This window comes from Streptomyces sp. NPDC046759, assembly GCF_040645475.1.
GTDB lineage: Bacteria > Actinomycetota > Actinomycetes > Streptomycetales > Streptomycetaceae > Streptomyces.
In genome coordinates, this window is record NZ_JBEYYJ010000007.1 from 60,432 (window position 1) to 72,365 (window position 11,934).

Consider the following 11,934-nt stretch of genomic DNA (forward strand, 5'->3'; position numbering starts at 1 on the left):
GGTGGGACGCACAATCTGCACACCAAGGAGAGAACCCAAAGTGGCCGAGCTGTTCTACGACGCTGACGCCGACCTGTCCATCATCCAGGGCCGCAAGGTCGCGGTCATCGGCTACGGCAGCCAGGGCCACGCCCACGCGCTGTCGCTGCGTGACTCCGGTGTCGACGTCCGCGTCGGTCTGCACGAGGGCTCCAGGTCCAAGGCCAAGGCCGAGGAGCAGGGCCTGCGCGTGGTGACCCCGGCCGAGGCCGCCGCCGAGGCCGACGTCATCATGATCCTGGTCCCGGACCCGATCCAGGCCCAGGTCTACGAGGAGTCCATCGCCCCGAACCTGAAGGACGGCGACGCGCTGTTCTTCGGCCACGGCTTCAACATCCGCTTCGGCTTCATCAAGCCCCCGGCCGGCGTGGACGTCTGCATGGTCGCCCCGAAGGGCCCGGGCCACCTGGTCCGCCGTCAGTACGAGGAGGGCCGCGGCGTTCCGTGCATCGTCGCCGTCGAGCAGGACGCCTCCGGCAACGCCTTCGCGCTCGCCCTGTCGTACGCCAAGGGCATCGGCGGCACCCGCGCCGGCGTCATCAAGACCACCTTCACCGAGGAGACCGAGACCGACCTGTTCGGTGAGCAGGCCGTCCTCTGCGGTGGTACGGCCGCGCTGGTCAAGGCGGGCTTCGAGACCCTGACCGAGGCCGGCTACCAGCCGGAGATCGCCTACTTCGAGTGCCTGCACGAGCTGAAGCTGATCGTGGACCTCATGTACGAGGGCGGCCTGGAGAAGATGCGCTGGTCCATCTCCGAGACCGCCGAGTGGGGCGACTACGTCACCGGTCCGCGCATCATCACCGACGCCACCAAGGCCGAGATGAAGAAGGTCCTCGCCGAGATCCAGGACGGCTCCTTCGCCCAGAACTGGATGGACGAGTACCACGGCGGTCTGAAGAAGTACAACGAGTACAAGCAGCAGGACTCCGAGCACCTGCTGGAGACCACCGGCAAGCAGCTGCGCAAGCTGATGAGCTGGGTGAACGAGGAGGCGTAAGCCTCGTGCCGGGGGCCGGAGCACGCTGCTCCGGCCCCCGTCGTCCATTCCGGACGAACCCTCCATACAAAATGGAGTTTCCCGTCCGGGTGATCCTTCCGTGGAGGCGCATTACGCCCGCCGCCACGCCACTAGACTTCTGCACAACACGCGTCAGGCCCACAGCGTCGTGCGTCTTCCGCGGCTAGCCCCTCCTCCGCCTGCGGCCGTCGGGACGGCCGTCCGCATGCTTTGGACTTGTGAGGACCTCACCGTGAGCTCGAAACCTGTCGTACTCATCGCTGAAGAGCTGTCGCCCGCGACCGTGGACGCGCTCGGCCCGGACTTCGAGATCCGGCACTGCAACGGAGCGGACCGAGCCGAACTGCTCCCCGCCATCGCCGACGTCGACGCGATCCTGATCCGTTCCGCCACCAAGGTCGACGCCGAGGCCATCGCCGCCGCGAAGAAGCTCAAGGTCGTCGCGCGCGCCGGTGTCGGCCTGGACAACGTCGACGTCTCCGCCGCCACCAAGGCCGGCGTGATGGTCGTCAACGCCCCGACCTCCAACATCGTGACCGCCGCCGAGCTGGCCTGCGGTCTGATCCTCGCCTCCGCCCGCAACATCCCGCAGGCCAACGCCGCGCTGAAGAACGGCGAGTGGAAGCGCAGCAAGTACACGGGCGTGGAACTGGCCGAGAAGACCCTGGGTGTCGTCGGCCTCGGCCGCATCGGTGCCCTGGTCGCCCAGCGCATGTCCGCCTTCGGGATGAAGGTCGTCGCCTACGACCCCTACGTCCAGCCCGCGCGGGCCGCGCAGATGGGCGTCAAGGTGCTCTCCCTGGACGAGCTGCTCGAGGTCTCCGACTTCATCACCGTCCACCTGCCCAAGACCCCCGAGACCCTCGGCCTCATCGGCGACGAGGCGCTGCGCAAGGTCAAGCCGAGCGTGCGCATCGTCAACGCCGCGCGCGGCGGCATCGTGGACGAGGCGGCGCTGTACTCGGCGCTGAAGGAGGGCCGGGTCGCCGGCGCCGGCCTCGACGTGTACGCCAAGGAGCCCTGCACCGACTCGCCGCTGTTCGAGCTGGACCAGGTCGTCTGCACCCCGCACCTCGGCGCCTCCACCGACGAGGCGCAGGAGAAGGCGGGCATCGCGGTCGCCAAGTCGGTCCGCCTCGCGCTCGCCGGTGAGCTGGTGCCGGACGCCGTCAACGTGCAGGGCGGTGTCATCGCCGAGGACGTCAAGCCGGGTCTGCCGCTCGCCGAGCGCCTCGGCCGGATCTTCACCGCGCTCGCCGGCGAGGTCGCGCACCGCCTCGACGTCGAGGTCTACGGCGAGATCACCCAGCACGACGTGAAGGTGCTGGAGCTGTCCGCGCTCAAGGGCGTCTTCGAGGACGTCGTCGACGAGACGGTGTCGTACGTCAACGCGCCGCTGTTCGCGCAGGAGCGTGGCGTCGAGGTCCGGCTGACCACCAGCTCCGAGTCGAACGAGCACCGCAACGTCGTCACCGTGCGCGGCACCCTCGCGGGCGGCGAGGAGGTCGCGGTCTCCGGCACGCTGGCCGGCCCGAAGCACATCCAGAAGATCGTCGCGGTCGGTGACTACGACGTCGACCTCGCCCTCGCCGACCACATGGTCGTCCTGCGCTACGAGGACCGCCCCGGTGTCGTCGGCACCGTCGGCCGCATCCTCGGCGAGGCGGGCATCAACATCGCCGGCATGCAGGTCGCCCGTGCGGCGGCCGGCGGTGAGGCACTGGCCGTGCTGACCGTCGACGACACGGTGGCCGCCGGCGTGCTGGCCGAGGTCGCCTCCGAGATCGGGGCGACGTCCGCCCGCTCGGTGAACCTGACCTGATCCCCGCCCGTCCGCCCACCCGACTCGTCGGGCTGGGCGGCTGGGCCCGTTCGTCCTCGGACGCCGGACGGGCTGACTTTCGTCAGCCCGTCCGGCGTTCTTCTGTGCCCTGCTCGCCCGTGCTCTACTCGCCGCCCTGCTCGCCGGCGCGCACCTCGATCCTCCGCAGGCTCATCGCCGCTCCCACCGCCGCCAGGACCAGCAGCACCGCCCCGGCGATCGCCGCTGCCCGCATCCCGCTGGTGAACGCCTCCCGGGCCGTGGCGAGGAGCATCTGCGCGGCCGGACCGGGCAGATGCGCGGCCGTGGCGAGGGCGTCGCCCAGGGACTCGCGGGCCCCGGCCGGGGCCGTGGCCGGCATCTCGTGGCGGTAGACGGCCGTACCGATCGATCCGAGGACCGCCATGCCGAGCGCGCCCCCGAACTCGGCGCTGGTCTCCAGCAGCGAGGACGCCGTGCCCGCCCGCTCCACGGGGGCGCTGCTCATGGCGAGGTCGGTCAGCTGCGACATGATCGCGACCATCCCGCAGGCGAGGACGCCGGCCCCGGAGAGCGCCAGCCACAGGGAGTCGGTGCCGACCAGGGCGAGCATCGAGTATCCGCCGGCCATGGCGGCGAAGCCGCCGGCGACGACGTATCCCCGGTTCACGCCGCGCTGCACGAGCTGTGCGGTGACCGGCCCGGCGAATCCGATGAACACCGAGGGCAGCAGGCTCCACAGGGCCGCCGACAGCGGGCTCTTGCCGAGGACCGACTGCAGGTACTGCGTGGTGAAGATGGCCGAGCCCATCATGGCGAGGCTGGCGACGAGGTTCAGGACCAACGCCGGGGTGAAGCCGTGGCCCTTGAGCAGGGCCGGCGGGATCAGCGGGGAGGCGCTGGCGCGCTGGCGGTGGACGAAGAGCGCCGCGAAGAGCAGGCCGACGGTGATCGAGACGACGTAGAACGGGTGCCAGCCCTCGGAGGGGATCTCCTTCAGGCCGTAGATCACCGGGAACACGGCGGCCATCGACAGCGGGACGCTCAGCCGGTCGAAGCGGCCGGGCTCGGGGTTCTTCGACTCCGGCAGCAGCACCGGGCCGAGGAGCAGCAGCACCGCCATCGCGGGCAGGTTGACCAGGAAGACCGAGCCCCACCAGAAGTGCTCGACCAGGATGCCGCTCATCACCGAGCCGAGGGCGATACCGCCGGTCATCACGCCGGACCACAGGCCGATCGCCTTCGCCCGCTGGGAGGGATCGGTGAACATCGTGCGCAGCAGGCCCATCGTGGACGGCATCAGGGTCGCGCCGCCGATGCCGAGGAGCGCGCGGGCCGCGATCAGTGTCTCGGCGCTGTTCGCGTAGGCGGCGAGGAGCGAGGCCCCGCCGAAGGCCGCGGCTCCCGTCAGGAGGAGTTTGCGGCGGCCGATGCGGTCGCCGAGGGAGCCCATGGTCATCAGCAGGCCGGCCAGGACGAAGCCGTAGACGTCGAAGATCCACAGCTGCTGGGTGCCGCTCGGGTGCAGGTCGGCGCTGATCGCGGGGGTCGCGAAGTACAGCACCGAGACGTCCATCGAGACCAGCAGCAGCGGCAGCATCAGCACGCCGAGAGCGGTCCACTCGCGGCGCCCGGCGCGGGCGGGGGCGGCGTTTTCGGCGCCGGTGGTCGTGCTCGTCGAGTTCGTCATGCCAGCGACTGTACGGGCGTATTAAACGCTTGTCTAGAACGACTGTATAAGTCATCTGTCTAGGACGGTCGTATGGATCGGCGCTAGTGTGGTCCGCATGGGACACCGTGAGGATCTGCTCGAAGGCGCCAAGCGCTGCCTGCTGGAGAAGGGGTTCCTGCGCACGACGGCGCGGGACATCGTCAAGGAGTCGGGCACCAACCTGGCGTCCATCGGCTATCACTACGGGTCGAAGGACGCTCTGCTGGTCCAGGCGTACGTCTCCCTGATCGAGGGTGTCGGGGAGAGGTTCGACCCGGCCTTCGGCGTGGAGTTCACCCAGCCGCCGGGCTCGCCTGAGCGCTTCCAGGAGGTGTGGGCGACCGTCATCCGCACCGTGCCCGAGTCACGGGCCGTCTGGATGCTGAGCTTCGAGCTGATGTTCCAGGACGAGCGGATGGCGGAGGTGCGCAAGCTGCTGGCCGAGGCGCAGAGGGAAGGCCGTTCCGGTCTGGTGTCGCTGTTCAGCGGCGTCCCGGAGGCCGACCTCACCGAGGAGGACGTCGAGACCGAGGGCCGCTTCTACATGACCCTTCTCAACGGCCTCATGGTCCAGTGGCTCTTCGACCCGGACTCGGCGACCACCGCGGAGCAGCTCACCGAGGGCTTGCGCCGCATCGTCGACGCGGCCGGCCGCAACAGCTGACACCGGGCAGCGGGCGGTGCCGGTTCGAGGACTCGGCCCTACGACGGCGCGCTGCCGGTGATCGCGAGGTTCGAGACGGGCGACGAGTGACGGTCCGAGGCGGGCGACGAGTGACGGACCGGTCCTACAGCCGCGCCCGCTTCAACGCCATGTGCAGCAGCAGCCGGTCCTCCCCGTCGTCCAGGTCCAGGCCGGTGAGCTGCTCGACGCGGGACAGGCGGTAGTACAGGGTCTGCCGGTGGATGCCCAGCGCGGCGGCGGCGCGGCCGGCCTGGCCCGCGCAGTCCAGGTAGACCTCGGCCGTGCGGGCCAGCTCCCGATGGGCGGGGGAGAGGAGCGGGCCGACCACGGGATCGGGCGCGGCCTGCGCCGGCAGCGCGGTCAGCAGCCGGTACGGCCCGATGTGCGACCACTGGGCGACCGGCCCGAACCGCGGCTCGGCCAGGGCGGCACGGGTGGCGGCGGCGGCCTCCTGCCAGACCGTGCCCAGCTCGGCGAGGCCGGTGCGGGGATCGCCGACCCCTGCGGCGCAGCCGGCGCCCGCGGCGGGCCGGGCGGCCGCGGTGAGTCCCGCAGCGGCCGCCGCGGCGACCTGGGCGCCGGCCCCGCGCGCACTGCCTCCCGGCGCGCCACGGGCCCCCTCGGCCTCCTTCAGCAGGCGGGCGGCGGCAGCCAGCGCGGGTGCGCTCACCCCCGTGGTCCGCAGACGCACCAGCAACGCGAGGCTCTGCCCCGTCGCCCCCCACGGGAGCGTGCACAGCGCCGCGGCATGGGGGACCGTGCGGACGGCGGGGGCGTCGTCGGGGTCGGCCGACGGCCAGGGGGCGACACACACCAGGGTGACGGGACCTTCGGAGGCGCGTGGGCCGAGGGCGGTACGGAGTTCGGCCACCGCCATGTCCTGCTGCCAGCCGCGTTCCGCGGTGAGCACCGCCCGCAGCTCACGGCTCAGCCCGGCCCCGGCCTCCGCCTCGTCCGCCAGCAGCGCGCCGATCCGGCCGGCCACCTCCATCGCCGCGGCAAGCTGGGCGTCCGTCGGTCCCGGATCGCCGTCCAGCAGCCAGACGTAGCCGAGGACGACACCCCGGTGGCGAACCGGCAGGCAGATCCGGCCCCGGTAGACACCGGCCTCCGGGCTCGGCGGGATCCGCACGGGGCCGGTCGCCCGCGTGATGCCGAAGCCCTCGAACCACGTCCGCACGGTCGCCGTGGAGCGCCGGGTCAGGATCGAGCGGGTGCGCACCGGGTCCAGGGCCGAGGGGTCCAGCTCGTCGTCGCTGTCGTACGCGCCGAAGGCGATCAGCTCGAAGTGGCGGTTCTCCAGGGTCGCCGGGACCCCCAGGAGCTCCGAGATCTCGTCGACCAGTTCCTGGTAGTCACCCTTGAAATCCGCCGCCACTCGGGCATTCTCCCTCATTCCCCGGCGGCTTTCATACATCTGTCTGAGATCCCGCCCACGGATGCGTGACAGGTGTCGATGGCTCAGGATCGGAGAGATCCTTAGGTTTCACGGTGGTTCTCCGTGCCGTACCCGAATCGTCGGGTGATGGCCGTATTTGGTGCTTGACTGTGGAGGTGCCCCGTGCTGGGTCCCGTGATTCTCGCCGCGTCGCGCAGCGACCGGATGCGACGCCTGATCTCGGCGGCCCCGGTGACCAAGCAGGTCGTCGACCGCTTCATCCCCGGCGAGACGGTGGCCGACATCGTGCCGATCGTCAAGGACCTGACGGACAAGGGCCTGGAGCTGACGATGGACGTCGTCGGCGAGGACATCACCACCCCGGAGCAGGCCACCCAGGCCCGCGACGCCTACCTGACGCTGATCGACCACCTCAAGGAGCTGCAGCTCGGCGAGCGGGTCGAGATGTCGGTCAAGCTGTCCATGTTCGGCCAAGCGCTGGAAGGCGGCCACGAGCTGGCCCTCGCCAACGTCCGCCCGGTCGTCGAGGCCGCCGCCGCCATCGGTACGACCGTGACGCTGGACGCCGAGGACCACACCACCCTCGACTCGATGTTCGCCATCCACGAGGAGCTGCGGAAGGACTTCCCGCAGACCGGCTGTGTCATCCAGGCCTATCTCTTCCGGACCGAGGCCGACGCCCGCCGCCTCGCCGCCGCCGGCAGCCGCGTCCGCCTGGTGAAGGGTGCCTACAAGGAGCCCGCCGAGGTCGCCTACCAGCAAAAGCACGAGATCGACAAGGCGTACGTCCGCATCCTGCGGATCCTGATGGAGGGCGAGGGGTACCCGATGATCGGGTCCCACGACCCCCGCCTGATCGCCATCGCCCAGGAGCTGGCCCACAAGGCCGGCCGCAAGCTGGACGAGTACGAGTTCCAGATGCTGTACGGCATCCGCGGCGACGAGCACCTGCGCCTGGCCGCCGAGGGCCACCGCATGCGCGTCTACACCGCCTACGGCACCGACTGGTACGGCTACTTCATGCGCCGTCTGGCGGAGAAGCCCGCGAACCTGCGCTTCTTCCTCCGCTCGATGGTCAGCAAGGGCTGAGTCCGAACACCCGCTCACGTACAAGGAGTCAAGGAACCTATGGACGCTGTGACCCAGGTCCCCACCCCCGTCAACGAGCCGGTGCACGGCTACGCCCCCGGCTCGCCCGAGCGCGCCCGCCTGGAGGCCAAGCTCAAGGAGCTGGCCGAGAACCCGATCGACCTGCCGATGACGATCGGCGGCGAGAAGCGGATGGGCGGCGGCGAGCCGTTCCAGGTGGTCCAGCCGCACAACCACAAGTCCGTCATCGGCACCCTGCGCAACGCCACCCGGCAGGACGCCCAGGACGCCGTCGACGCGGCCCTGGCCGCCGCCCCGGCCTGGCGCGCCATGTCCTTCGACGACCGCGCCGCGATCATCCTGCGCGCCGCCGAGCTGCTGTCCGGCCCGTGGCGCGAGACGATCGCCGCCTCCACCATGCTCGGCCAGTCGAAGACCGCGCAGCAGGCGGAGATCGACAGCCCCTGTGAGCTGGTCGACTTCTGGCGCTTCAACGTCCACTACGCCCGCCAGATCCTCGCCGAGCAGCCCCCGGCGAACTCCCCGGGCGTCTGGAACCGCCTGGACCACCGCCCGCTGGAGGGCTTCGTCTACGCGATCACGCCGTTCAACTTCTCGGCCATCGCCGCGAACCTGCCCACCGCGCCGGCCCTCATGGGCAACGTGGTGGTCTGGAAGCCGTCCCCGACGCAGACCCACGCGGCCGTGCTGCTCATGGAGCTGCTGGAGGAGGCCGGTCTCCCCAAGGGCGTCATCAACCTCGTCACCGGTGACGGCATCGAGGTCTCCGAGGTCGCCCTGAACCACCGCGACCTCGCGGGCATCCACTTCACCGGCTCGACCAAGACCTTCCAGTACCTGTGGAAGACGGTCGGCAACAACATCGAGAAGTACCGCTCCTACCCGCGGCTGGTCGGCGAGACCGGCGGCAAGGACTTCCTGGTCGCCCACCCGAGCGCCGACCGCGCGGTGCTGAAGACCGCCCTGACCCGCGGTGCCTTCGAGTACCAGGGCCAGAAGTGCTCCGCCACCTCCCGCGCCTACATCCCGGCCTCCATCTGGAACTCGGGCTTCAAGGAGGAGTTCGCCGCCGAGGTCGACCACCTCACCATGGGTGACGTCACCGACCTGTCGAATTTCATCGGCGCCGTGATCGACGACCGTGCCTTCGCCAAGAACAAGGCCGCCATCGACCGCGCCAAGCAGGACCCGACCTGCACGATCGTCGCGGGGGGCTCCTACGACGACTCGGTCGGCTACTTCGTCCGCCCGACCGTCGTCGAGTGCACCGACCCGGAGAACGAGGTCTTCCGCACCGAGTACTTCGGTCCGTTCCTCGCCGTGTACGTCTACGAGGACGAGAAGTACGACGAGATGCTGACCCAGATGGAGTCGGTGTCCGACTACGCGCTCACCGGTTCGGTCGTCGCCAACGACCGCGCCGCGGCCGCGTACACGATGGAGAAGCTCCGCTACGCCGCGGGCAACTTCTACATCAACGACAAGTCGACCGGCGCCGTCGTCGGCCAGCAGCCCTTCGGCGGCGGCCGTGCCTCCGGCACCAACGACAAGGCCGGCGCCCCGCAGAACCTGCTGCGCTGGACCCTGACCCGTGCCATCAAGGAGACCCTGGTCCCGCCGACCGACTACTCCTACCCGCACATGGGCTGATCCCAGCCCCCCAGAACACGGGCCGGGAAGCCTGCCTCCGCGCAGGCTTCCCGGCCCGTTTCCATTCCCCCGGCCCCCGGCCCCCGGCCCCCGGCCCCCGGCCCCCGGCCCCCGGCCCCCGGCCCCCCGGCCCCCCGGCCCCCCGGCCCCCCGGCCCCCGGCCTCCGGCGGCCGCCCGTGCGGTGCCAAGGCGGCCGGGGCCCGTGGGACATGCCCGGTGACCCGGCCTGTCCGGTCGCGGACCCGGACGCGGACCCGACCCCGGAACAGGGAACGATGGTGGGCCATGACCATCCGACTGAGCCGCGCCCACACCGCCGACCTCGGACCCGCCGAACTCGAAGGCGTCCGCGCCCTGTTGGACGAGGCCTTCGACGGGGACCTCTCCGCCGAGGACTGGGACCACGGGTGCGGCGGGCTGCATGTCCTCGTCCACGACGACGTCGGCCTCGCCGCGCACGGGGCGGTCGTGATGCGGCGCGTCCGCCATCGGGGGCGCTGGCTGCGCACCGGTTACGTCGAGGCCGTCGCCGTACGCGCCGACGTGCGGCGCACCGGACTCGGCAGCCGGGTGATGGGCGAGCTGGAAGGGGTGATCGACCGGGCCTACGACCTCGGCGCGCTCGGCGCGAGCGAGCAGGGAGCCCGGCTCTACACCGCACGGGGCTGGCAGCGGTGGGGCGGGCAGGTGCACGCCCTCTCACCGGGCGGGATCGTGCGGCTGCCGGAGGAGGAAGGGGGCGTGTACCTGTGGCCCGCGCTCGCCGGGCCGCCCGATCCGGACCGGGAGCTGGTCCTCGACTGGCGTGACGGGGACGTCGTCTGACGGCGGTCACCGATGTGCGGCATCGGCAGGCTGCTGCGGGCCGAGCCCTGCGCCCTGTGCCATCCGGCGGTGTTCACCCGAACGCGCGAAGGTCCAGGTCAGAGTCGCGCGGTGGGCGCCGGCGTCTCAGATAGTAGGAAGTCCGAGTAATTGTGCAGACAGGCGCGGGCCGTTCCCTTACTTTTGTAGGAGCCGAACGTCTCGCCAGAACCAGCGAATGGCGGTCGTGAGCCGGGCCCCGTGCAGGCAACCCCTGCGGCCCGCCGCTCCCCGCCCCATCCGGCGTCTCGAAATCCCCTTGCCGTTCTTCGCGTTTGCCGAAGGAGTCGATTCCCATGGCCGAGACGACCGTCCGCCGCCGAGTCCGCCACGTGTCCCGTGCGAGCGAGTCCGACCGCAAGAACGCCGCCGCCGCCCTCCAGCGCGCCCTCGACCGCCGTGACAACGGCGGCGAGACCGGCCACTGACACGCCGCTCCGGCCGGTCCCGGGGCCGTCCGGGTGTCCGTATCGCGGACACGCCATGTCATCCCCTGGGACGAGGAGTAGGGTGCCCGCATGTCTCGCAGCATCGATCTCGCAGTGATCCCCGGAGACGGCATCGGACAGGAAGTCGTGTCCGAGGGTCTCAAGGTCCTCTCCGCCGTCCTGCCGCAGGATGTGAAGCTGGAGACCAAGGAGTACGACTTCGGCGCCAGGCGCTACCACGCCACCGGTGAGACCCTCACCGACGCCGATCTCGACGCGCTGAAGCAGCACGACGCCATCCTGCTCGGCGCCATCGGCGACCCGTCGGTGCCGTCCGGCGTCCTGGAGCGCGGCTTCCTGCTCAAGCTCCGCTTCGCCTTCGACCACCACGTCAACCTGCGTCCGTCGAAGCTCCTCCCCGGTGTCGCCACTCCGCTCGCAGGCCAGCCGGAGATCGACTTCGTCGTCGTCCGCGAGGGCACCGAGGGCCCCTACACGGGCAACGGCGGCACCATCCGCAAGGGCACCGAGCACGAGGTCGCCACCGAGGTCTCCGTCAACACCGCCTTCGGTGTGGAGCGGGTGGTCCGGGACGCCTTCGCCCGCGCGCAGGCCCGCCCGCGCAAGAAGCTCACGCTGGTCCACAAGAACAACGTGCTGACCTTCGCGGGCCACCTGTGGACGAACACCTTCAACAGGGTGGCCCAGGAGTTCCCCGAGGTCACCACCGATTACATCCACGTCGACGCGGCGACCATCTACCTGGTCACCGACCCGGCCCGGTTCGACGTGATCGTCACCGACAACCTCTTCGGCGACATCATCACCGACCTCGCCGCGGCCGTCTCCGGCGGCATCGGCGTGGCCGCGAGCGGGAACATCAACCCCTCCCGCGCATTCCCCTCGATGTTCGAGCCGGTCCACGGTTCCGCGCCCGACATCGCCGGCCAGGGCAAGGCCGACCCGACCGCCACGGTCCTGTCCGTCGCCCTGCTCCTGCGCCACCTCGGCTACGACAGCGAGGCCGACCGCATCGACGCGGCGGTCGCCGCGGACCTCACCGAGCGCGCCGCCTCGGGTGCCCGCAGCACCTCGCAGATCGGCGACGCGCTCGCCGTCCGAGTAGCCGGCTGACCCGGCGCTCACCACCTCAAGCCGCCGGGTCGCATCCGCACCCGGCGGCTTTTCCTGCGCCTCGCCGGGTGCCACCATCAACCCTTGGGTC

Annotated in this window: 10 protein-coding genes; 8 read left to right on the plus strand and 2 right to left on the minus strand. The window is 70.8% G+C overall.

The annotated features are described in order from the left end of the window. Positions 1-40: 40 nt before the first annotated feature. Together ilvC and serA are read left to right on the plus strand one after the other, a co-directional pair. Positions 41-1,039, plus strand: a complete 999-nt coding sequence (gene ilvC / locus ABZ919_RS11855) for a ketol-acid reductoisomerase (RefSeq protein ID WP_361245916.1) — start codon at positions 41-43, stop codon at positions 1,037-1,039. Positions 1,040-1,292: 253 nt separating this feature from the next. After that, on the plus strand, positions 1,293-2,882 hold the full coding sequence (serA, locus tag ABZ919_RS11860) for a phosphoglycerate dehydrogenase (RefSeq protein WP_361245919.1): 1,590 nt from the start codon (positions 1,293-1,295) through the stop codon (positions 2,880-2,882). Between the two features lie 124 nt (positions 2,883-3,006). On the opposite strand, the gene ABZ919_RS11865 is transcribed toward serA, so the two are convergent. Further along, positions 3,007-4,551, minus strand: a complete 1,545-nt coding sequence (locus tag ABZ919_RS11865) for an MFS transporter (RefSeq protein ID WP_361245921.1) — start codon at positions 4,549-4,551, stop codon at positions 3,007-3,009. 97 nt (positions 4,552-4,648) lie between these two features. Between ABZ919_RS11865 and ABZ919_RS11870 the strand changes: the two genes are divergently transcribed. Beyond that, on the plus strand, positions 4,649-5,236 hold the full coding sequence (locus tag ABZ919_RS11870; RefSeq protein ID WP_361245924.1) for a TetR/AcrR family transcriptional regulator: 588 nt from the start codon (positions 4,649-4,651) through the stop codon (positions 5,234-5,236). A 124-nt stretch (positions 5,237-5,360) separates the two neighbouring features. Here the strand turns inward: ABZ919_RS11870 and ABZ919_RS11875 are convergent, their stop codons facing one another. After that, the gene (locus ABZ919_RS11875; RefSeq protein ID WP_361245927.1) at positions 5,361-6,653 is read right to left on the minus strand and encodes a helix-turn-helix domain-containing protein; all 1,293 of its coding nucleotides are present in this window, start codon (positions 6,651-6,653) and stop codon (positions 5,361-5,363) included. A 165-nt stretch (positions 6,654-6,818) separates the two neighbouring features. On the opposite strand from ABZ919_RS11875, the gene ABZ919_RS11880 reads away from it, so the two are divergent. From ABZ919_RS11880 to ABZ919_RS11900, 5 genes are all read left to right on the plus strand, one after another. Beyond that, a complete protein-coding gene (locus ABZ919_RS11880) occupies positions 6,819-7,745 on the plus strand; it encodes a proline dehydrogenase family protein (RefSeq protein ID WP_361245930.1) in 927 nt (308 codons plus the stop codon). A 39-nt stretch (positions 7,746-7,784) separates the two neighbouring features. Then, complete coding sequence (gene pruA / locus ABZ919_RS11885; RefSeq protein ID WP_361245933.1) at positions 7,785-9,416, plus strand: L-glutamate gamma-semialdehyde dehydrogenase; 1,632 nt, start codon at positions 7,785-7,787, stop codon at positions 9,414-9,416. Between the two features lie 286 nt (positions 9,417-9,702). Continuing rightward, positions 9,703-10,242, plus strand: coding sequence for a GNAT family N-acetyltransferase (locus ABZ919_RS11890; protein ID WP_361245936.1), 540 nt, complete (start codon positions 9,703-9,705; stop codon positions 10,240-10,242). Between the two features lie 335 nt (positions 10,243-10,577). Further along, entirely contained in the window at positions 10,578-10,709 is a 132-nt protein-coding gene (locus ABZ919_RS11895) for a hypothetical protein (protein WP_107100810.1), read from the plus strand. Positions 10,710-10,799: 90 nt separating this feature from the next. After that, a complete protein-coding gene (locus ABZ919_RS11900; RefSeq protein WP_361245939.1) occupies positions 10,800-11,843 on the plus strand; it encodes a 3-isopropylmalate dehydrogenase in 1,044 nt (347 codons plus the stop codon). Positions 11,844-11,934 lie beyond the last annotated feature (91 nt).